Origin of the sequence: Parabacteroides sp. AF39-10AC (assembly GCF_003635405.1) — a bacterium.
GTDB classification, from domain to species: Bacteria; Bacteroidota; Bacteroidia; order Bacteroidales; family Tannerellaceae; genus Parabacteroides; species Parabacteroides distasonis.
The window spans coordinates 1-22,749 of record NZ_QTLP01000036.1; the positions used below are offsets into that span (position 1 = coordinate 1).

The 22,749-nt window shown below is 52.1% G+C and carries 20 protein-coding genes; 4 read left to right on the plus strand and 16 right to left on the minus strand.

Going from position 1 to position 22,749, the window contains the following annotated elements; all coding sequences use genetic code 11:
- Positions 1–160: 160 nt before the first annotated feature.
- The 15 genes from DW033_RS22045 to DW033_RS22115 form a co-directional block, all read right to left on the minus strand.
- Complete coding sequence (locus tag DW033_RS22045; protein WP_005807194.1) at positions 161–772, minus strand: hypothetical protein; 612 nt, start codon at positions 770–772, stop codon at positions 161–163.
- 79 nt (positions 773–851) lie between these two features.
- A complete protein-coding gene (locus tag DW033_RS22050; protein WP_005807193.1) occupies positions 852–1,043 on the minus strand; it encodes a hypothetical protein in 192 nt (63 codons plus the stop codon).
- Positions 1,040–2,590 (minus strand): glucosaminidase domain-containing protein, encoded by a 1,551-nt coding sequence (locus DW033_RS22055; RefSeq protein WP_005807192.1) that lies wholly within the window; start codon positions 2,588–2,590, stop codon positions 1,040–1,042. Before DW033_RS22055 ends, DW033_RS22050 begins: the two co-directional genes overlap by 4 nt.
- Positions 2,591–2,594: 4 nt before the next feature.
- Positions 2,595–4,979, minus strand: coding sequence for a zincin-like metallopeptidase domain-containing protein (locus DW033_RS22060; RefSeq protein WP_005807191.1), 2,385 nt, complete (start codon positions 4,977–4,979; stop codon positions 2,595–2,597).
- A 25-nt stretch (positions 4,980–5,004) separates the two neighbouring features.
- Positions 5,005–6,801 carry a hypothetical protein gene (locus DW033_RS22065; RefSeq protein WP_005807190.1) on the minus strand — a complete coding sequence of 599 codons (1,797 nt, stop codon included), beginning with the start codon at positions 6,799–6,801 and terminating at the stop codon, positions 5,005–5,007.
- 7 nt (positions 6,802–6,808) lie between these two features.
- A complete protein-coding gene (locus DW033_RS22070; protein ID WP_032537363.1) occupies positions 6,809–7,093 on the minus strand; it encodes a hypothetical protein in 285 nt (94 codons plus the stop codon).
- Between the two features lie 23 nt (positions 7,094–7,116).
- On the minus strand, positions 7,117–7,947 hold the full coding sequence (locus DW033_RS22075) for a M23 family metallopeptidase (RefSeq protein WP_018666025.1): 831 nt from the start codon (positions 7,945–7,947) through the stop codon (positions 7,117–7,119).
- A 24-nt stretch (positions 7,948–7,971) separates the two neighbouring features.
- Positions 7,972–8,637, minus strand: coding sequence for a hypothetical protein (locus DW033_RS22080; protein WP_005807188.1), 666 nt, complete (start codon positions 8,635–8,637; stop codon positions 7,972–7,974).
- 12 nt (positions 8,638–8,649) lie between these two features.
- The gene (locus DW033_RS22085) at positions 8,650–9,333 is read right to left on the minus strand and encodes a hypothetical protein (protein WP_005807187.1); all 684 of its coding nucleotides are present in this window, start codon (positions 9,331–9,333) and stop codon (positions 8,650–8,652) included.
- Positions 9,334–9,344: 11 nt separating this feature from the next.
- Complete coding sequence (locus DW033_RS22090; RefSeq protein WP_117699426.1) at positions 9,345–10,040, minus strand: hypothetical protein; 696 nt, start codon at positions 10,038–10,040, stop codon at positions 9,345–9,347.
- A complete protein-coding gene (locus DW033_RS22095) occupies positions 10,021–10,509 on the minus strand; it encodes a PH domain-containing protein (protein ID WP_005807185.1) in 489 nt (162 codons plus the stop codon). The genes DW033_RS22090 and DW033_RS22095 overlap by 20 nt, the downstream gene beginning before the upstream one ends.
- A 12-nt stretch (positions 10,510–10,521) precedes the next feature.
- Positions 10,522–11,673, minus strand: coding sequence for a toprim domain-containing protein (locus DW033_RS22100; protein WP_005807184.1), 1,152 nt, complete (start codon positions 11,671–11,673; stop codon positions 10,522–10,524).
- A 4-nt stretch (positions 11,674–11,677) separates the two neighbouring features.
- The gene (locus DW033_RS22105) at positions 11,678–13,177 is read right to left on the minus strand and encodes a hypothetical protein (protein ID WP_005807183.1); all 1,500 of its coding nucleotides are present in this window, start codon (positions 13,175–13,177) and stop codon (positions 11,678–11,680) included.
- Positions 13,178–13,202: 25 nt separating this feature from the next.
- Positions 13,203–13,427, minus strand: coding sequence for a hypothetical protein (locus DW033_RS22110; protein WP_005807182.1), 225 nt, complete (start codon positions 13,425–13,427; stop codon positions 13,203–13,205).
- Between the two features lie 12 nt (positions 13,428–13,439).
- Positions 13,440–14,198 carry a DUF4099 domain-containing protein gene (locus DW033_RS22115; protein WP_005807181.1) on the minus strand — a complete coding sequence of 253 codons (759 nt, stop codon included), beginning with the start codon at positions 14,196–14,198 and terminating at the stop codon, positions 13,440–13,442.
- A gap of 218 nt (positions 14,199–14,416) precedes the next feature.
- Between DW033_RS22115 and DW033_RS22120 the strand changes: the two genes are divergently transcribed.
- On the plus strand, positions 14,417–15,085 hold the full coding sequence (locus DW033_RS22120) for a M23 family metallopeptidase (RefSeq protein ID WP_008781607.1): 669 nt from the start codon (positions 14,417–14,419) through the stop codon (positions 15,083–15,085).
- Here the strand turns inward: DW033_RS22120 and DW033_RS22125 are convergent.
- Positions 15,080–15,919, minus strand: a complete 840-nt coding sequence (locus DW033_RS22125) for a phosphoribosyltransferase (RefSeq protein WP_005807179.1) — start codon at positions 15,917–15,919, stop codon at positions 15,080–15,082. The two genes, DW033_RS22120 and DW033_RS22125, sit on opposite strands and share 6 nt — an antisense overlap.
- A 363-nt stretch (positions 15,920–16,282) precedes the next feature.
- Between DW033_RS22125 and DW033_RS22130 the strand changes: the two genes are divergently transcribed.
- The 3 genes from DW033_RS22130 (at position 16,283) to DW033_RS22140 (ending at position 22,664) form a co-directional block, all read left to right on the plus strand.
- The gene (locus tag DW033_RS22130; RefSeq protein WP_005807178.1) at positions 16,283–16,507 is read left to right on the plus strand and encodes a hypothetical protein; all 225 of its coding nucleotides are present in this window, start codon (positions 16,283–16,285) and stop codon (positions 16,505–16,507) included.
- Positions 16,508–16,606: 99 nt separating this feature from the next.
- Entirely contained in the window at positions 16,607–17,248 is a 642-nt protein-coding gene (locus DW033_RS22135) for a hypothetical protein (protein WP_005807177.1), read from the plus strand.
- 430 nt (positions 17,249–17,678) lie between these two features.
- On the plus strand, positions 17,679–22,664 hold the full coding sequence (locus tag DW033_RS22140; RefSeq protein WP_005807176.1) for an N-6 DNA methylase: 4,986 nt from the start codon (positions 17,679–17,681) through the stop codon (positions 22,662–22,664).
- Positions 22,665–22,749: the final 85 nt, after the last annotated feature.

Below are 22,749 nucleotides of genomic sequence, written 5' to 3' on the forward strand. Positions count from 1 at the left end.
TATTAATTGTTTAGACTAATGCCCAACATAATTCTATGTCAGACATAAATGATTTTATGTTGAGGTCAACATAAAATCATCATTTCCGCAAAGAGGTCGAGAGCCTTGTCTTCGCTGTTCGGCCCTTCTGTATTTTGTCTCCTGTAGCCTGCCATAACCGTTACTGATTGGAGTTAGACGAATCTGCGACACATTGTGTAAGTTCCTCTACACGGCAGGATACATTAGGCTTACCGTTATGGACAGTCAGGCCCATCTCGCCCTTGGCATCGATCTTCACACCAGGCTGGAGCCATTCTTCACGCTGCCTGTTGAAGCAGAAGAAACGTACCCATTGGTACTCAAAGCCGTCAGCGACTTTCTCCGTGCTGAATGCCGAGAACATCGTGTAGGACTGGTCTTTCTTGTCCTTCTTTTCCTCGATGTTCTTTCCGACCTTTCCACAGAAAACCATCTCTCCTTTGAGAGTATTGGCCGCATCGGCAGCCACATCGCGGATCTCGTTTGCGAAAAGGTTGAAATAGGTCCTGTCGCCCCTGTGCTTCAGGTACATCGTACCGTCAATCTCGACACGTGAGCCTTTCCTGTAGCAGGAGGCTTCCTCCTGACCGCCATCTTTGCTCACATCGATCTCGACAGGCTTTCCCTGACCGTCAGTTGCAGGAACCATTATCTGGAGAGGGAACGTAAAAAACGGTTTTCCCTCCTTGTTTGTGCGTGTAGTAGCATCGCGGTTGATAATACCGCATACAGTAACATTACATTTAATCATAACTCGTTTTGTTTTTAGAATGGTACATATCATCCGGCAAATGCTGGTTATATTGATGTTGAAGGTCTGAGAGCATATTCTAATCGGGCGCACGGATCATTGCCCAGACAAGCCATCCGGCAACGAGCAGCTGCACTTCCACGATAAGGAATGTTGCCGTCAAGCCAAACAGTTTGTAGCAGGACAGGACATACAAAGCCAGGTAGGATAATCCTGCCAGATACTTGCATAGCTGTATCATCACGCATTTTATCATATCGCCATGCTTCATCTTTTCAGATTTTCCGTTTGTCCTCGCTGCTCGGACATGCCCTGTTCGAAATTCTGTGAAGCCATTTCCGAAAGGATGGCAGTATTCAGCAATCCCGTCACGCGCATCCGCTTGGCTTCATCCGTAAGGCTACTGTTGTTCAGCACGGCCGACAGCCGGCTCAATTCTGCGGAACTCAACTCGCGCGATATATGCTGTTCGCCGTTATCCGCCTGAAGGACGGCTTTCCCGTTCTCTTTCATGGTCAGACTACAGCTTTTCATGTCAGGCAGCAGTGGTTTCAAGTCGATCTTTCCGCTATCCATGGCCCCCGAAACGGCGGCTTTCTGCTCTTCCTCGTTCTTACTGTCAATCTGAACGGCCAGCACCATCAGTGAGGTAAAGGCCGTCATGGCCATCTCCATGACAGGGTCATTGCATCCGGACATGCCGACGCCACTGTCCTCCGAGGACAGCAGCTTTTTCATCCAGTCTTCGGTAGAAAGAGGTTTCTCGATTTTGGGTTCTTCCGTACTACGGTATTTCGCGAGCAGGTCATTGCCGTTGTACAGCACCTGCTGCTTGATATTGCCTTTCTGCGCAATCTCGGCCAGATATGCAGCCGGGTCGATGTCACGGCGCGTCCCGTCCGAATGGATGTTCACCACCCCGAAATGCAGGTGCTCTCCCGTGGTCCGTGTCCCCGTGTTGCCCGAGGTTCCAAGGCGTTGTCCTGCCTTGACACTGTCTCCCGCCTTGACTGCGATATCGCCAAGGTGCATATAGGTACACTGCACCTTGCTTCCATCCGGGCGGCTGTATTCAACGGTTACACTCTTGCCTCCGGCAGAGTTGGCATTGCCGTTTACCGAAACGACCTTTCCGCCGTTTTCCGTGGCCAGCACCGCATCGCCTTTGCATCGTATGTCAAGCCCCTTGTGCATCTGCTGCTTTTCTTTGTCCATCGGGTCCTGACGCATTCCGAAAGCGGAAGTGACAAAGAGGAACTCCTTGCGTTCCACCGGAAACGAATAGGCTTCTGCCTTTTCTTTCTCCTGGAGAGGATTGCTTTCCAGACCGAACTGCTTGCCCTGCGCGGCCATTTCCTGCATGACCTGACGGTCGTATTTGTCCAGGCCGTTCTGCTCGATGATCTTCTGCAGAGTCCCGGCATAGTTGCCCCCGGTCGCGTAACCAGCTTTGGCTATACCTTCCGTCCATCCTTTGTAGTCATCGGGACGGAGATTGAAACATTCCGCGTAGCGGCTGTTCTCCTTAAGGAACCTCGAATGGTGTTCATAGGAGTCTCCTACGTTATCATAGCTGCAGAATTTCTCGTTCGGCTTGTCATCCGAATACAGGCTGTACCGGCCGCCTTCCGCAATCCATGACTGTGTGGCCTTGATGCCGAAATGATTGTTTTCCTTGCGGGCCAGTTCACTCTGTCCGTTGGAACTCTCAAGGATCCCTTGTGCAAGTGTTACCGAAGCGGGGATGCCATACCGGCGCATCTGCTCCATGGCGTACTCCGCATACTTGTCTGCATATTCTTTATTTTTTCCTGCCATATCATTACCTCCTCATGCTTGAACGCTGTTCATTTTCTTCCGGCTCAATCCTGCGTTCGGACTGTTTCTCCTGTGCCGTATCAAAGAGAGTCCGTGTCTGGCCGTTTCCGGCTGTCCTTTCTGTTATGCCCGTTGTTCTGTTCCGGGCATCCGCGAGTCCTTCTTCATCCCGTATCACCACTCTTGCACCGCTTCTCGCAAGTTTCTGAAGGAAAGTATCGAGCTGGCTGACTGGGAATGTCACGGAAGCCGTAAAGCCTTTTTTCATGTCAGCCTCGTGCTTCTCCATTTTCAAGGCAAGCGTTTCCGTTACCTTGACGGCATCCTCGTTATAAGCCGTATAGTTATCACCGGTTCTTACAAACTGGATAGCGTCCGGGTGTTTGGCCTTTATCTTGTCCCAAGCCTCTCTCTGCGGACTGACGGATTCAACGGTACGCTCTTCTCCATTCTGTCGGCTGACAGCTTCTCCCTGCCGTATCTCGGTTTCCTTCTCCTGCTTTTCCCCGGCGTGTTCCTCCTGCGACTGTCCCTTTTGCAGTATATCGGCAAACAGCGAGGCAGCCAGGTGCCGTTTGTAGCTGTCACGGTCTTCCGCCACCCACATGCGCTGCCATTGTTGCGGTGATACACTGCGCGGCTGCAGTTTCTGCCCGTCAATCGTTACGGCACACAGTACACCGTCCTGCTTGGTTTTGAACACGGACACACGCTGTATCCGGTTCAGGTCCACGTCCTGTGTCCCGCTGTTGAACAGATCGACTTTCAGGTCGGGCTTGATTTCAGCAAGCGCGTAATATTTATGAGCCAGTTCCATGCGGACCTTGTCTATATTATCCATGGACTGCTTGAGTGTGGAAAAGAAGCGGTTTATGTCTTCCTTGTCGGGGTATATGCTATAACCTCTCTGATGCTCCGGCTTTATATAGAGAGCCCATCGGTTCTTGTCGTCCTGAATCATCTGGATCTTGTCAAATCCTACTTCGTTGGCCCGTTTTACTGCAGGGCTCACGTTCAGGGTCGAAAGCACTTCCAGGGCCCAGTTGTTCAACCGTGCCAGAGAGACCTGCTTCTCGGCAAAATACTTGTCATCAGGTCTGTAACCCAAGGCTCCGTCCGGATTGAAGAAACGCACAGTCTCGATGCCTTCCCGACGTAAAGCACGTCCGATACGGGCTTTGTTCATGCCGGGAATCTCGTTGTCCACCTCCGGTGATGCCCCGGCGGGAAGGATCACATCAGCCGACTTTGATACGGGATCTATGACAAGGACAATGGTTTTCTTGTCCTTGTCCGGACGTTTCCGTAACTCATCGGCCACGAAATAATGCTTGGGCAGCTGGTCCTGCATGTCAGATGTCTGTTTCCTGTTCCGCAAGGTGGCATATTCGATTTTCTCTCCACGTTCCGCTTTACGGATAACTTCGAGAGCATTGTTCACGTCACTCTCGAGGGCATCTATCATATTCGGGTTCTCTTTGAGTTCCCGGTCCCAATATTCCACCAAACTGAGACTTTCGTCGGACAAGCGGGCTGGCAGTCCCAGCTCCAGCATCTTGATTCCCGATGCTATTTCCACGACCAGCCGTTCCTGTTTGACGGCATCGTCGGAAGGCGGCATACCGTTTTTCATCACCATTCCCTCGCGGGCAAGCCGCTGCTGATGTCCGGTGGCACTTACTATCTGGCGCAGGGTTTCCTGCACATAATCGTTGTAATGGTCAAAGTTCTTTTGGCGGGGCATATAGACGGCATCTTTGTCCGTTTCATAATGGGGCATTCCGCTGCCATCGTAACGGACCGGCACAAGGTTGTCACGCATTTTCAGCAAGAAATCATTGAAGCGGATATGCATACGCCGTGTGTCTGCCTCCGAATATCCTCGTTCCATGGCATTCCCATCCTGTTGCAGAACGGCCCTGTAAGCCTCTTCGTCCACATGGGGAAATGTCGTCTGGTCTATATTGAACAGAGTGCGTATCTCTCTGTTATGTACTCCCTTATATTGTTTCTTCTGCTCATCGTCCAATGTGAGGTAGGTTCCCCGGTTGATGAACTCTTCAGGATTGTTCCTGTGGACATATTTGTTCCAGTTATAGTACAGGAACGGCACACCCTGTTCATGCTCACGTACCGACGTGCCGCGGGCCTTGGCATCACTGAACAAGGTGAACAGGTTCGTATTGCATCCGTTCCGATCGGAATGCAATGCCATGAACAGTGCATTGAACGGGCTGGCCGACACGCCGTGCGGGTATAGCCTCGGATACCTCTTTCCAGAAGCGTTGAGCCAGTAACCATTGGCCTTCGAAGCCTCTCCCAAAGCAGTGGAAAGCAGACTGATTTGCCTTTCCTCTGCATTTTTCTCTATTTTGGATTTTTCTTTCATACAGTATATGTTTTGGGGTTATATGCTACTGGATACCTCGTGTACGCACGATAGTCTCCTGTTGTCCGTTGTCGTAATTGTCCGAGGCCCTTTGACGGAGCTGTTCGCTTCTGGCGAGTACGGCGTTTGCCAGCGTGTTGAGCGGTAAGGCTCCGGCCCGGTAAGCGTCAGTCACGGTCTGCGATAATTGGATAGTACAGGGTACACGGTCAATTGTCGCGACAAGCATGTTGCCTTGAAGTACGGGATTCGTGATGCGAGGATTGAGCGGTTCGTCAGGATAATGGCGGTATTGGGCTGCACCTCTATTGGCCGTGTTCATTTCGCCTTCTGACCGTTCACGCAGCACTTCATGCCCGGCCTTGTTCAGCAGGTTCGCCCCGCCGAGACCGATAAGGAGCATCTTCAGCAGCGGATTCCGCACAAACATACCGGCCACTATGCTGGCTATAGGCAGCAGGTTGTCCTTGATGTTCAGGGACTGTGTCTTGCCTGTAAATACTCCCAGCAGAATATCCGGCAGCATCGCCATTACATAACCGAGATTGCCGGCAATGTCTCCCATGCCGCTCAGTCCAAGGGTGCCGAGCAGATCTTCCCATCCGCCCGTGTTGCCGTTGGATGCCGGCGTTTCAGACAGGTCATTCACGGGATGTACCCCTGTTTCCTGCATGACCTCCGGCTCTTTTTCCGGTTGTACCGTTTCCTGATGTACCTGTTCCGGCTCTTCCGCATCCGTTTGTTTCTTTTCCTCCAGACTTTTCAGGTAGGCTTCTTCCTGCCCCGGTGCGACGACCAGCGGCACATCCTTGTAGCGTTCCGGCCGTTCCTGTTTCAGCTTGTCCTGCAAGCCTTTCAGGAACGGGAACGGTTGCTGCTTCTTCATCCAGTCCGTAAAGTTGAAATTGCAGACCGGTATCTGTTTCTTCAGCTGCTCATTGGCGGTTGCTGTGAAACTATCCTTGTCTGCGGTCATGGTGGCTGCTTCACGCCGGAAATCTTCAAACACATTGTGTTCGCTGCCGAATACACCCTGGCTGATACATTGTTCGACTGAAATCGACTTGGGGTCTTCCGGCTCCAAATGTGCCATGGTGGCGGAGACGGCAGCATCCACACCGATGAATCTGGCGAATGCCGCCCACGAACCGGCACCGCCCAGCATGACGGTATCCGCCGAGGCACCCAACAGCCATCCCGCACCCTGCTCAACTTTGCTCGGCCGGTAAGCGGCCTCGCCACGCTTCTCGATCTCCTCGGCAAGCGGGGAACGGCTCAACATCTGCGGCAGGCCGAACAGGCTTGATTCCGCGGCCTTGCGGATGATATAATCAGCCGAAGACTTGGGCATACGGTCTTTCACCAGTTTGTCTATCATCTGCTGTTCCAGACGATAGTCCATGTAGGCATAGGCGAGATCGCCGCCAAGCTGTTCCGACAGTTCGTCGTACCGTTCGCGGCCGATTTCCTTCACGACTGCATCACGCCATTGCCCGGCCATATACGCAAGGTCGTGCTGTATGTCTTCCGAAGCGGCGATTTTCTCCTTGCACATCTCTACATAATCTTCCGTTGTCTTGGAGTTCCATTCGCCGGTAACTTTGAGCAGCTGGTACGGGTCGTTCAAAGGTTGGGCTGAAGAAGCCATCATGCTGAGAACCCCGCCAAGGGAGGTGGAATATTCCTTCATTTCCTCACCTTGTTTCCGGGCAAGATAATCTCTTGTCTCATCCATGACGGAAGCAAGGTGGTAACGGAAATAGTCATCCGAAAGACGTTCCAGTTCCGCGAATCGTCTGCTTTGTTTTATAGTTCCGTCCATAAGTATCCTATATCATATTTATCTGTTTCAACAGTTGTTCTTTTGTCTGTTCAATCGCATTGTGGTACACTTCCATCTGTTTGGGGAAGAACTCCTCCAGCCATGCGTCTTTCTCGATGTTGTCATGGATGAAGCGTATCGCCTGTTCACGCTCTATCTCCACGGAGGCTTCACCTTCCTCCCGGTTGTTGAACCATGCCTTTGTCCACCAGCGGACACCGACCCGGTCCGGATATACCGACACGATACGCGGTATGTCGAAGCTCTGGATGTCGATGTCGAGTTCAGCCAGCGGATCAATGATGCCGCTGTAGCTTACGGCTTCGTCATGGAGTTTTTTTTTATGTCTCCGCTCATGGTGGAGAGGTACACGTTGTGACGCAGGGCCAGGTAATGCAGGAAATCAGCGATGAGCAGGTTCTGTACCTTGCTGACCAGCGGAATGGATTTATGTCCCAGTCCGAGAGGATTGGCCATGCTCGGCATGTTCTCGTAGAAATATTCTCTCATCGCCCCCATGGTGAAGATGTGGCGCAGGGACTGCTCCGTGTGCTCGGGCAACACGTAGGCTCCGCGTTGCAGATCCTCCATGTAGTACGGCAGGAAACGCAGCATCAGTTCCTCGATTTCCCGTTTGTCCTTGTCGTAATCGGTCTTCACGGTCATTTCCAGATCCGGGAATGCCGCCGTTTCATGTCCTCCCGCCTGACGAAGCGCACGGATGTTGCCGTAAAGCATGGTCAGGAACTCCAGCGGATTCAGTTCCTCTCCCTTGAACCGGGCTTCGACGTGCAGCCTGTCACCGCTCAAGGCCACAGTCTGACCGGCTTTCACGCGTTGCCCGAACTGCGCAAAGACATTTGACAGGTGTCCGTATGTCACCTCATATTCCCCGTACCGGATAGTCTGGCATATCCCGTGTACCGGATCATTGCCGACCCCTGACACGATTCCGCTCGCGACGGCAGACAGCCTGTAATATCGGGCGTTGAAGTCAATGCCATGGTGGAAAAACGGCTTGCCCGTTCCCGGGTCGGTCTGTTCGCCGTAACCGAGAGTCATTTCCACCTCCTTGCCCTGGGGCTCCTCGAAAGGCATACAGTAGCCGCTCTCGGAGTGAAGTATCATTTCTTCTGTATATTTCATTTCGTTCTGTATTGGTTCATAATGTTATCTTCTCATTCCTCCGTTATAGGTCTGTTCCTCGCTCTGGCCGGGGGAAGCCTGTGTCCTTGCCACGCTCTCCGTGTTCGTGTCACGGAAGACGCCGGCATTGTTGCCGATGAGCATCATGCCGAGGAAAGCCCCGGCGATCTTGCCCAACCACCCGAAACGTCCGAAAATGAGAAAAGCGGCGGCGATAAGGCCCGCGATGCTCAATCCAGATACGTTGCCATGGCCGAGGTTACGGACAAAATTGCCGAGCATGTTTATGCCTCCGCCACTCGAAGCCTGCCGTAGGAAATTGGATACCCCGTCAAGTTTGGAATCTATTCCCGCCACAGCTCCGCTTAACGTGCCGACGGCTTCTCCGGCCTTGTCCGTCAGTCCCCGTACATCTTCGGCGGTATCTGCCAAGGCATCCGTGGCCGGTTCTCCGATGACCGCATCGCTCACGATACGCACCACGCTCTTGTCTGTCGTCAGCTTTTCCCAGCCGACATAACCGATCGCACCTCCGACGGCGGCAGTCTTGACGGCTTGTCCGGCGCCCCGTAACGTCTGCGACGGATGAAGTGCCGCTTCACCCACGTTTTTCCCGGTTGCCAAAACAGCCTTGCCGGTACCTTTGGCCGCCTTGCCGCCATACTTCAATATTGTACTCCATACTCCCATATCTCGTTCTTTTTAAGGTCTTACATTTTTTCCGATCTGCTTCCATCTTCGTTTGGCGGCTTCCACAATGTCGCGTTTGTCCGCAACAGGGCGTGCGCCTTCGTCGATTTCATACCAGATGTCACTCATAGTCGTATATTTCACGGCCTTGGTCAGCCGTTGCAGCTTGGTGTTCATCAGCTTGAGCTTCGGCCTGATCCCGAAGACTATCTCCATGCGTTCCCTTTCCGTCATCTTGCTTTCCGCAAGACAGGCCATTCGTATGTCATTTACTATTTCCACACTGCCAAGCATCAGCTCCCGGTAAATCCTGTTGCGCTCCGTGGAAAGGGCTACTGCCAATGCGTTGGTCGTGCTCCGGCTAACCTGCCTGGTAAAATCTTCCATATTGTCCGTCAGCCTTGAGATTTCGTGATAAAAGCCATAAATCTGTGCGGCATAGCAGACGATGGACCGGAAAGAATCCAGATACTTGTTGAACTCCCTTTGCAGGTCGGCCGTAGCCTGTACTTCCTCTTTCGTCCATATATGTCCGGTAGTCTGCAGCATCATCACCTTCTCCTGGTTTTTCAGCTCTTTCTGCGCCTTGTCCGTGTAGAGCAGTATCATTCCGGCCAGAACCGGATCGTTCTGTGCCTGTATCTTGCCGATACAGATGCCCGTCAGCAGCATAACTATCAAAATCGTCCGTTTCATCGCGTCATTCTTTATCGTGTCAGGGAGGCTGCCCGGCGCCAGCGTGACATGGCCATGCGGGCAACTTCACCGTTGTTGCGGTCAAGCATACCTGCCGTCACATTTCTCCATACATCATTGAAAGTATAGTACCGGATGCTCAGGTAGAGCAGATGCAGCTTCCGGCTGAAAGCCGACAGCCTGTCATTCAGCGTCCATAGCGTAGTGCTGCGCTCCGCACCGGTCAGCATATTCTCTTCACCGCCTTTGGCAACGGCATCGTTCAGCAGTGTATATACGGAGACCAGTTCCGTGGCCGTCTCGATATAAAGGTTGTTCATGCCCATACTGGCAACGATACCCTGCGGGTTGTCCTTTATCGCTTTGCCCAGTTTACCCAGAGTCAGGAAGATCCGGACCCCGTCGTTATAGAGATGCGTACAGGCTTTCAGTGACGAAGCGTATCCGTTCACCGTCTTCAGGTAGCCGTTGTACTGTTTCTGCCATTCATGGATGCGGTTGAATTCGGCGGCGATGCTGTTCTGCAGGAGTGCCGTCTGCGTCTGTCCCTTGATCTGTTTTTCAATCTGGCCGTTTATCAGCTCGTTGCCCTCCGCCAGAGCAATCCACTCCAGCGGATTGGAAGCCGCTATCTGGGCTTTGGACACCTGCGGCAGAAGCAGGACGGCAACGAGGGCCAGACTCCAGTTAATGATTCGTGATCTCATATATTCCCTTTTTTCTTTTGTTGTATTCCACCCGTTCGCGGACAAGTGTTACTATGTCATCCCTGCGCCGGATACCGGTCAGATCAAGCCTGGGGGTATTCCGGTCCATCGAGAAAATGCTCACCGTCTTCAGCCCGCAAAGCTGCTGCAGCAGGCTTTGATTTTCCGTGAAGTCCACGATACGGTATAATTCCATATAATCTGTCTTACGCCAGATGATGCCATGCTCGCACACGAGCTGTTCGGACCCGATGCGATAGCGTATGCGTCGTAGATAGATGAACCTGTACACCAGGAACAGGGAAAGCAGAAGGGCGACCCACATGGACAGAGTCGTGAACGGCAAGCCGTCAATTCCGCCAAAGACCCATCCTGCACAGCATAACACAAGAATGGGCAGCTCGTTGATGACGAACTGTCCGGTGTGGGGCACAAACACATGAGTGCGGAATAAACGGTCTGTCGGCATGATGTTTTCGTTTTATCTGTGATAACTGGTCTGCCGTTCTTCCTCGTCCTGTCCTGAATGCCGTACTTCAATCGGATTGACCAGCCCCTCGGTCTCTTTGAGATACTCGGGATTGGTCTTGCCAAGCAACGCATCGTTCCAGTCCTTGTAGCAAGGCAGAATGGGAAATTCTCTGATATTTTCCGGGGAAATGTTCATCTGTCCGGCTATTGCCTTGAACTTTTCCACGAACAGCCGTCCGGCGGCATCATTGTCGAAACAGAGGTAATGGTGTGCCTCCGGTGTGGCGGCAAGCATACCCTTGATCTGACCCTCTGTAGGGGTACCGCCGGTAGATACATACACGCTCTTCCTGGATAGGTCCGGGTTGCTCTTGATCTGTTCCCGGTTGAGCTGATAGAAGGCCATCGCGTCATAGGCACTTTCAAACCATGCCACTCCGCCGACGGAATCCAGGTCACCCTTAAGGTTGGCTATCCACAGCCCCTCGCTTGAATTGCTGCCCTCAGCCTTGCCCTTGTAACTGCCGCTGCCGTCCGGACGCGGGCGGCCTCGTTCCTCAAGGCCGACAACCGTCCCCGGGTCTTTGGGCAAAGACATCGGAAAGGCAAGGTTCGTGTATCGGGTCCCGTCTTCACGGACTTTTGTCGCCAGGTAGAAATCTCGGTGGAAGGCATACTGTGTGTAGAGGTCGATTCCACGGTGTTTGAAGAAAGGATAGAACTTCTTCTGCGTATCCCTGTCCTGAGGGTTGAACCTGTGAATCTCGTAATCCGTTATGTCGAACGGTTTCACGTCACGTTTCGGCTGGATAATCCGTGTACTACGTTCCTCGATGGGATGGTTCAGCAACCGGTTGCACACGAGATTGACAAGCCGGTCCGGAGATACTCCTGCCCGGTATTCCGCGAAAAACTGCGGGTATTCCTTGATGAAGGATATGATGTTATAGACTTTCTGTTCCTGTGCCTTGAAACAGCACTTGCCGTTCGGCATCACGATGAACTTGTCGCCACGGATACGACGGCCTTCGCTGTCCATACGCACATACGACGGATAACGCAGACCGTCACGCTTGTTCAGATGATAGCCCGCGTCAATGAGTATGTCCTGAATGTTCAGTCTCTGTAGAAAATCATCGTATGTAAGGTCTCCGTTCCTCATAAGTTTACCTCCCCATTCTCATATCACCGATTTCCCGGTTCATCTGTGCCTCGAAATTCCGGATGGCAACATCCCTCGGAGTGTCAACACCGGGTTTGAAATAAGGACGCGGCCCATGGTAATGTTCCTCATAACACTCTGGCCCGTGATGGCATCTGAGATTATGCACGACCTCAGAAACCACCACGGCACCTGCTGAAAGGGCCGCAAGAATTTTTATGCCCAGTCCTTTGCTTGTTTCCGGACGGGGGCGCAGGTCTGCCTCGCTGAAGATCTTCGCGAAAAGTTTCGTCCGATGGTAGTCGTCCGTGGCGAGAAACTTGTCGTATTCCTTCTGGGTAATCTCGTGGCTGTAGGTCTGCCCGTCGATGACGGCGGTCATCCTGTACTTTCCCTCTTCCGGTCCGGGTTCCACGGCAATCTGGCTTATCTCGGTTCCATGCCCGCCGATCTCATCCGACAGCTGCAGGCTGTTGCCATAGTCTTCCGTCTGCCCGTTCGCCTGTGCGTATTCCTGGTAATGTCTTGCGGCCAGTTCCTCGTGCACTTCAGGATGGAGGCCGATGGCGATATGCTTGTCACTGTTCAGATCATCCAAGGTCACTTTATCCGCGAAATCTCCGGCAATGACCCCGTTCAGGAGCTCCAGACGTTGCTCAATGGAATGCTCTTCAAGAGAATTCGATGTAAGCGTTTTGATTTCCTCTTCCGTCAGGTCATAGACCATGTCCGCGTTGACATTCTCGGACTGCACGGTGAGGGTTCTGTTCTCCGCATCGACAATAAGCCCGTGCGAAGCAAGGCACTCCGACCATTTTTCGTTCGAGAAATAGACAGGCGAAGCGACAAGCTCCCTGTACGGGCGGGCAGGTTCCTGGCTGCGGGGACGGCTGACCATCGGTGTAATGGCAGCCTGCAAGTCCTGCAGGACATCACGGGGCTGTACGGGTTGTTCCGGCTGTCCTCCCTTGTAATAAAAGCCGTAGCCTCCGGACTGCAGCTCGCCGGGCTTCATGCGTCCGTCAGGACGTTCGGGGACAATGGGCGCTCCGGGGAAAAAGAGCTGTCCGCCGACCCTGCGCAGATGAAAACCGCCCTGCTGGCGCGGTGTCCATCCGAGTATGGGAGGAAACAGCCCCCAACGGCCTGTACGCCCGTATTCACCCATTCCGATACGGTAGCCGTGCAGACCCATCGCCACACGTCCGTTAGCATTGCGGGCATGGACAAAGTTCTTGGGCAGATAGAAATCCTTTGCAAGGATGCTTGTGAGCACATTGTAGGCTTTCTTGTTGGCAGTGTTTGTTCCCCAGTCCGTAAGCGCCAACAGTTGTTTCTCGGTAATCTGATAGGTCAGCAGCGGCGAATCGTGTCCCTGTACGATCAGCTTGTAGCCGCCACCGTCAAATGCGATATGGGCTTGAAGCCCGTTGCGCATCAGTATGTCGCGCATTTCAGGCTGCAAGTCCATCGCTCTGGGGTTTGTATTGGTTCGTATTGCCATAGTCTGATGTTATGATTGTTATCCGCTATGCGTTTCCTTCCTCCATCGCCGCTTCCAGCTGTTCGTCCTTGTAGCGGACAAATTCGGCGGCAGAATCATTCCCGATAACGAGGTTGCGTTCCTCACAGTAACGGGCATATTCCTCCTGCCACTCCGCGGAAAAATGGTTCACATAGTCGAGCCAGCCGTATTCGCCGCTCTGCATTTTCTCTATCAATACCTCTTCGGGATAATACTGGTGCTGTGCCATATCAATCGGTTTTTATTTGTGAATAGCTGCCGAGCGGTTGCGTTCCCCGGCTTTTTTCTGTTCGTTCCACAACTCTTCGGTATATTCCTCTTCCGGAACATAGTCGAGGTTTCCGTCATCTTCCATGACCCAGCAACCGTAACAGCCGAACGTGTATTTGTCCCATTCACGCTTGGACTGTTCCCTCCATCGCTGCTCGTCGCCGGAACAGAAACGGATACCGGTCTTGGAATGAAGGTCAATACCTACCGTGACGGGCTCATCGTCCACGACCAGCGTCAGCGGATCTCCGTGCTGCATTCCGTTCACCTCTGTTGCACCGAGATGCAGCTCCTCGGCCAGCACCTGCAGATTGCGCCCGATGATGGGCGTGGGAACATACATGACCTGCTTCGTCCCCGTGTCAATCTGGACGAAAGCCTTGTTGTGCCTGCCGTCAGCGGTTTCCACATCCGCGATGATGGCCTTGCCCTCAAGCAACTGTTTCTGCTGCGTTTCGTCAAAGCGTTCCAGCGGCGAAGATTTCAATGCCGGATAGAAGACCACGTCCGTCTGGCCACCCTCCATGCGGATAAGAGCGAATCGGGTACGGCTTTCCACCGTTTCTCCGTGCTCGTCGGTGACACGCACGGGAAGAACGGGCGAATGGCGTCCGTTGTAAATATCATCAAGGACGTGCATCGGCAGATCCTCGATCATCTCCTGCGTGAGCCCGAATCGGGCAAGCGTCGAAAAGGGAATCTCTTCAAATTCAAAATGCGCCTTTTTCATACTATATCAAGTTTGTAAAATTATGTTCGGCAAATATAGTATGACCTTGTAAATTCAAACAAAAACACAGATATATAAATGATTATAATATACCATTTTTATAACATTAGTACGATTTTCTTTGAATAATCGTACTAATTGCGATAAAATATGCAAACTAATAGCAGAATGCATGGCCGTTCATGTCGAACATAGACAGACCATGCTAATTTTGCAGCATGAGAAAAATTTTATGGATGATTATATCAGGCATTTCGCTCAGTCTGATACCGGCAATGGCACAATTCAATACAGTTTCCTCCGCTTCCGATTACTATCGGGAGGAAAGTGTGCAGGCGGCCACCAAGGACAAGGAAACAGCTTCAGACAATACGGGTTCCGGGAAAGGTGTATCGGAAAACACCGGCAAATCCGGGGCTCGCGGCGATGTGCAAAGGCAGATGGTGGTTGAGCGTTACCTGAGTGTCAGTTATCCGTTACCGAGAATCAAGGTAACTTCTCCATACGGTTACAGGAAAGACCCCTTTACCGGCAAGCGTAAATTTCATGGGGGAATCGATTTGCAGGCACGTGGCGACAAGGTGCTGGCGATGATGGCGGGAACTGTCGTAAAGGTCGGGCAGGACAAGACTTCCGGCAAGTATGTTACGCTGCAGCACGGGAACTGCATGATCAGCTATTGCCACCTTTCAAAGATTCTCGTAGCCAGGGGAACAGCCGTCCGGCCGCGTGATGCGGTCGGTATTACCGGCTCTACAGGGCGCAGCACGGGAGAACACCTGCATATCACCTGCCGCCTCAATGGCAAGAGTGTCGATCCCGCAATCCTTTTTGAGCATGTCAGGAGAGTACAGCAGGAATGTGTTTCGGCACTGGCCGAACTATGACTTTTTTCTCCCTTTGATTGCATGGCTGATACTGTCGCCCCATACCGACATCCGGACGACGGACATCGGCGGCATGGAAAACGTCTTTCCATAGAAAATGGCGGCAACCACCTTGCCGCCGTGCCTTTCTATTTCCTCCTTGTAGTCGGACACACTCTGTCCGGTCGTCAGCACATCGTCAATGATAATGATTTCTTTTCCCTTTATATCACCGGTAATCTCGTAATTCCGCTCAAGGACACGGCTGTCCGCTCCGTCCGCTTCATGTAGGCTTTCCCGGGCATCGCAGATCACCGTATCGTACAGTCCTGATGTCAGATCCGGCCTGTGCTTGCCCATATACCAGTTCAGCCGCTTGAACCGCTGTTCATACTTTATCCAGTTGCTGCACGGCATGAACATGATATGATAAGGCTTGCCGTCCGCCTGTATGGCGGTCATACATGCCTTGAAGAACTCGATGCCGTGTATCTCTCCCTGCTTGAACCGGTAGATGGAACGGCAGAATGTCCGTTGTGCTTCATTGAGAAAATCATTGTACCGTGACGGATAGTAATAGTCGTAAAATGCAATCCGGATTCCACGGAACTTGAACGGTTTGAGCGGATGCCTGTCGTCGAACCGGTCGGGATACATGCAGCAGAACATACGGCAGGCGTCTCGATGTCCGGCCATTACTGCCATACGGCAATAGCGGCCTCTTTCGTCTTCCCGGCTTGCGCTCCGTGCGGCTGCATACGCCGCTTCACCGGCTTTCCGTCGCCAGAAAGCGATGACATGCAACATCCCGACCACTATGCCGAGCAACACCAGGAGCACAAGTTTCTCACTCATATTGAACCTTTTTACTTTTGCAAAGTAAGCAAATTATCGGTGCTGGCCTTGAAATGGAACCGGTAATTTGTTCGATCCCATTATATATCCTTCTTGCCGTCCCCTTTTACAAGTCTCTTCCTTTTTCCTATGGGGCTTCCTTTCTCTTTTCGTCGGCGAATATAGGACGAAGCGTATCAATGCCAAACCGCATTCCATTCGGATGACGAAAACAGACTGCTGCACAATCGGTTTTCTATCCGGATTTGGCTTATGATACCAACTGCTTCATCCTCCTTATGCCTCAAAAAGTTGAAAATACAGCCCTCAGTTCAAAAAGAGGGAAATAAAAAACAGATTTTCAAACAATTAAAACGGAAAGAAATGAAAGAAGAAATCAGACAGGACGGCAGGACAATACTGTCAAGTGAAGACGGATTCAGCATCCGCATGTTTTTCAACAACCTGAGCGGAAAGAACTTTTCCGGAAAGGAGTACCGGGACTATGTCAGAAACATAGCCTTCGGCGAAATGGGATTCAGACCGGGAACAATCGAACTCTATTGCGACGGGAAGAAAGTCAGGACAGGCACACTTCCCGAACTCTGAACAGCAGTCAGGGGCAAAAGTCAAATTTCGTGAGGATAACTTATAAACGGGAGCCCAAGCGGTTCCGGCTAAAAGAATGAACAACTAAAAAATACAGGTATGGACACAACAGCAGCAACAATGCATCCGGCAGAAGAATATCTCCGTAACGAACAGAACCCACCGGTCTTGTATGTCAGGATTTACGGGGAACGCAGGAAATTGTTTATCAACCGTGGCGGGGAGAACGTCATCGGTATTATTGCGAAAGGGAAACGCAAACATGGCTACATCTTTTCAGACTGGAACAGCATCGAAAAAATCTATTATCCGTCACAGGAAAAGGAAGACGAAAAGGATATGGACAGGAAAATGATTCTCAAATACCAGAAGCTCGCACGCCTTGCCACGCATACCAACGACTGGCTCCGTAAGATTGCAGCAGCAGACCTTGAGAAGTCCCTGTACGAAAACCGTATCACCACGGGAACGGCTATTGACGGAAAGTGCATCCGACTCTCCACGATTGAGAAGTATTGCGGAAGCTGGGACATGCAGCGGTTCCGCCAGGCCATGAAGAATAAGGAGAAATTCTCGACGCTTCGTTTCGACTTTTGCGGTTATGACGGTACGCTTTGGTGCGAGCCGCGGGACAATGGTGACATGGCTGCAGGATTCAGCAAGGAGTACCGGAATTGCGGCAACGGCTATTACTATCTGCTAATCAATGACGAGTTTGTGATTGGTTACGATATTGACTGATAATCCACGGACAGACCTTACCGGGGCCCGGCAGGGTCTGTTTCGGCTTCGGTCTGCCGACGGCATAGTCCCTTTTTATCGACGGCATGGCCATGCGCCGTCCCTTTTTTACCTCAGATCTTCCTTTTCTATTTTTCCATCCGCCTGTTTTCAATCCTTTTCTATCCATCCCTCTTGTAGCTGCTCTTCCGTTCTCCGCCGTGCGACCTCGGGGGATTGGATTTTTCAGCAAAGGTAACCGCCGGTTTCCATTCCTGCCAATGCCGGCATTCTGCCCGTGGGGTCTCGGAAAAATCTTCCTCTCCGGCTGTCGAGCGTATTTTTCCTTACCGGCCATGGCGGATGTCCACCGCCACCTTTCAAGGCAGAAAAATAATCCCTGCGGCCGCAAACGGGCCGAAAAAAGGGAAATAAAAAAATAGGTTAAATCATGGGTTACAACAAATTGACATCATTATCGGCCAACATCAAGGCCATAGAGACAGCAGTAGCTATCCACTCGCAGGGCAGGACAGCCACGCAAGAGGAAAAACAGGTATTGGCGCAGTATTCAGGTTTCGGCGGTATCAAGGATGTACTGGACTTGGGTACGGACAAGCCGCTTGACAAAGAGGTTGCCGGGCTTTTGAACCGTCTGCTGGATGCGTTAAGGACACTTGCAGGGGGTGACGAGGCAGCTTGCCGTTCACTTGTTGAAAGCATCAAGTCATCTGTATTGACAGCGTTCTATACGCCGCAATTCCTGATTGACGCAGTGGCGGCACAGATACACAAGACCTTTTCTGCCAACGGCTTGCAGATGCAAAGTTTTCTTGAACCGAGCGTAGGCATCGGCGGTTTCCTGCCTGTAGCCATGCCCGGCACACGCAGCTATGCTTTTGAGAAAGACACCATTACAGGACTTGTACTTTCGCTGCTGCATGAGGACGCAACCACCGTAACGGCAGGCTTTGAAACGATAGGCACACAGGAGCTGGAGCATCGGAAATTCGATGTCATTGCCTCAAACATTCCTTTCGGCAACTTCCGTGTCTTCGATGCCGACCTGTGGAAAAAGGGCGGTATCTACGAACAGGCCACAAAGACCATTCACAACTATTTTTTTGTCAAGGCTATGGAACTGCTTTCCGAGGGCGGTCTGCTTGCCTTTGTCACTTCAAGAGGTGTGGCCGACACGGCAGGAAATAAGTTTGTACGTGAGTATCTGGTGAACCATGCCGACCTTATCAGCGCAGTACGTTTGCCTGACGCTCTTTTCATGCAGACAAGCGGTATCGAGGTGGGCAGCGACCTGCTCATATTCCAGAAACATACCAATAAGACGGCACTCTCCGCACGTGAACAGATGTTTTTGCAGGTAGCCAAGGAAATGTACGACATGAACGGAACGATGACTGAAAACGCCAACAGGCTGTTTTCCATGCCGAAGACCGTACTGGCGACCGACAGCCGTATCGTGATGAACCAGCACGGCAAATATGTACGCAAACACCAGTGGCTCGGCTCTGATGCGGCCATGGCACAATACCTTTCCGCTTTGCTCAAATACGACTTTGACCGGTATTTCCGCAAAATACTTTTCGGACAGCAGGGCGAAGCGTCCGTGCAGATGTCGCTGTTCGGGATGCAGGAGACGACCGCACTCTCCGTAAACAGAGGACGGAGAGCCTACACGGAAAAACTCGAGGACTGGATGAAAAGCGGTACATTGGTAATGTTCGAGGGGCAGATTGGTACGGTCGTGTTCCGCAAATCAAGCCACTATGCCGATGTGGCCGTGGATTTCGTTCCGGTGAACGAGGGAAAGGTCAATATGGAGCGTGCAGCCGACTATTTCCCTGTCCGTGAAGCGTATTTCCTGCTTTCTACGAAAGAAAGGGATTTGCAGACTGAACAGACTGCCATACGTGAGCGGCTGAACACCCTCTATGATGCCTTTGTAGCCAAATGGGGATTTTTCCATGAGAACGACAACAAGGAGTTTATCATGCTTGACAGCCTCGGTGTCGAGGTGTTCACTATCGAAATGCAGCTTGGCGGCGATATAGTCAAGGCCGACATCATGCGTGAGCCTGTGGCTTTCACTAAGATTGCGACCGACCGTATTCTACAGCCGTCGGAAGCGCTGGCAAGCAGCCTCAATTTCTACGGCAAGGTGGAAATGGACTACATCATGCGCTCTACCAGCCTGTCTGATGAAGATGTAATCGCAGCGTTGCAGGGCGAGATATTCTACAATCCTGTTACGGATGAATGGGAACACAAAGGCAAGTTCATTGCAGGCAACGTGATAGCTAAATGCACGGAATTTGTTTCCTGCATTCCCGACCTTTCGGAAAGGCAGCAGCAATGGACGGAAATATCCGTCAAGGCACTGGAGAACGCAACGCCCGAACCGATACCTTATGAAGAGTTGGATATCAATATGGGCGAGCGTTGGATTGACCCGCAACTTTACGCCGACTTTGCGGCAGAACTTTTCGGGGTGGAAGCCGAAGTGATGTACTTTGATGTCAACGATACCTATGTAGTGCGTCTGAAAGGTTACTCCCCGGCAGCATACAACACCTATTCCGTGCGCAATTTCAACGGTGAAGACCTGTTTGTTCATGCCTTGCATGACACAGTGCCGGAGATAACCAAAGAAGTGTATCGCAACGGCGACAAGGTACGTGTGCCCGACGAGGAAGCCATTCAGGAAGCGGCCACCAAGATACAGGAAATCCGCAGCAATTTCAACCAGTGGCTCGATGCCCGTCCTCTGGAAGTCAGGGATGAACTGGTACGCACATACAACGAGCGTTTCAACTGCTATGTCCGTCCGGCCTACGACGGCTCGGCACAGACCTTTCCGCAGCTTTCCTTTGAGCAGTTCCCGTACAACGAACTCTACCCGTCGCAGAAAGACGCAATCTGGATGATTAAGCAGAACGGCGGCGGCATCTGCTGGCACGAAGTAGGCACAGGCAAGACCATGATTATGTGCGTCTCGGCCTATGAAATGAAGCGTCTGGGATTAGTACAGAAGCCTCTGATTATCGGCCTGAAAGCGAATGTACACGAAATTGCCGACACGTTCCGCAAGGCATACCCGAACGCAAAAGTCCTGTACCCGGGCAAGGAAGATTTCACACCGGCCAACCGCAGAGAGGTATTTTCCAAAATCAAGAACAACAACTGGGATTGCATCATCCTGACGCACGACCAGTTCGCCAAGATACCGCAGTCCGAGGAAACCATGATAGAGATATTCACAGAAGAGCTTTACGATGTGGAGCGAAGCCTTGAAGTGTTGGAACAGTCCACCATGCGCTACCGTAGCCGCAAGATGCAGAAAGGGCTGGAAGTGAGACAGGAAAATTTGAAGGCGAAGCTGTCAGAGCTTCGTAAAAAGCTGGACGACCGCAAGGATGATACCGTGGACTTTCATTCAATGGGTATAGACCACATCTTTGTCGATGAATGCCACATGTTCAAGAACCTCATGTTCCAGACACGCCACAACAGGGTAGCAGGTATCGGCAATACAAAAGGCTCGCAAAGGGCGATGAACCTGCTGTTTGCCATCCGTGACATCCAGCACCGAACGGGCCGTGACCTTGGGGCGACTTTTTTGTCCGGTACGGTGGTGGTAAATGCGCTGACAGAGCTTTATGTGATGTTCAAGTATTTGCGCCCACGTGAACTCAAGCGTCAGCAGATTAGCTGTTTCGATGCCTGGGCGGCCATATTTACCAAAAAGACAGCCGACTATGAGCTGAACGTGACAGGGGCAATCAAGCGCAAGGAGCGTTTCCGCACTTATATCAAAGTGCCCGAACTGGCGATGTTCCTGCGTGAAATCACCGACTACCGTACAGCCGACATGATACATCTTGATGTGCCGGAGAAAAATGTCCGCTTCCTCTCTCATGCGCCGACAATCGAGCAGGAAGAAATGATCGGACGCCTCGTTTCCTTTGCCGGTAGTGGAAACTGGGAAGACCTCGGGCTTGATACGATCGAGCCGGACAACCTCGACAAGGCAAAGATGCTCATTGCTACCAATGTGGCACGCAAGATGGCTCTCGACATGCGCCTTTTGGGTGAGAAGTTCAGCGATGATGCAGGTAACAAGGCTTCCATCTGCGCCCGAACCATCTATGACTATTATGTACGCTCGGCGGCCAATAAGGGTACGCAGTTTGTCTTCAGTGACCTTTCCACTTACAAGCCGAACGAGTGGAACATCTATACCGACATCAAGGAGAAGCTGGTACGCCTCGGCATCCCGGCTGATGAAATCCAGTTTATCCAGTGCGCCACCACGGAGAGGGCAAGGAAACGCCTCTTTGAAGACATGAACAGCGGCAGGGTACGTGTCCTCTTCGGCTCTACGTCGATGCTCGGTACTGGGGTCAACGCCCAGCAGCGGGCTGTGGCGGTGCATCATCTGGAGATACCGTGGAGACCTGCCGACATGGAGCAGCGCAACGGTCGTGCGGTACGCAAGGGCAACACCGTGAAACTCTGGGGCGGTAACGTGGTGGACATAATCATCTATGGAACAGAGAAGACTTTGGATGCCTACAAGTTCAACCTGCTCAAAAACAAGCAGATGTTTATCAACCAGATAAACAACGGCACTATTGCCGTGCGCCGCATCGACGAGGACTGCATGGACGAGGACAGCGGAATGAACTTTGCCGAGTTCGTGGCTATCCTTTCAGGAAATACTGACCTTTTGAACAAGGCCAAGCTCGACAACAAAATCATGCAGCTGGAGAAAGAACAGGCCATATTCAAGAAAGAGCGCATCCGTGCGGAGCGTAAGATTGCGGCCAACACGGAAGCTGTCGGCAAGGCAGAGCGCATCGTGGCGCAGGTCGAGCAGGATATGGAGTATATCGCATCCTATAGCGGCAACAGGGAAACGCTGTTGCTCAATCTGCAGCAGGCTACCCGGGAAGAGACAGGCCGTGAACTGCACCGCATAGCCAAGACATACAGGGGCGAGGCTTACCGTACCATTGGCAGCTATATGGGGCTGAATCTGCTTGTCCGCAGCGAGTACACCCTTTCCGGCTCGTTCGACCGTAACGCTTTCTTTGTAGAGGGCGTAAGCGGACTGAAATACCGCTGTGGCGTGTCGGGAGCCCTGCCGTTGGGATTTGCCGAATCGGCACGATACCCGCAGGCCGCACTTGAAAGGATGCCGTCTTTGATAGAGAAGCAGCAGAAGCAGATAGCCATGCTACAGCACGAAATACCGACCTTGCAGGAAATCACCGCCCGGAAGTGGAGCAAGGCGGAAGAACTGGAGCGGTTGAAACAGGGATGTAAGGAATTGCAGCAGCGGATTGACGAGGCACTCAAGGAAGCCGAGCGTCCGCAGTCCGAAGTTCCCGAAGAAGAAAATACTGTCAGGGCTGCCTGACCGTGATTCATTGATTTAACCTTTTGCCTGTCCGGTCGTGATGATCGGGCAGGTTTTCCTGTGTTTCGTCCTGCCGGGGCCGGCT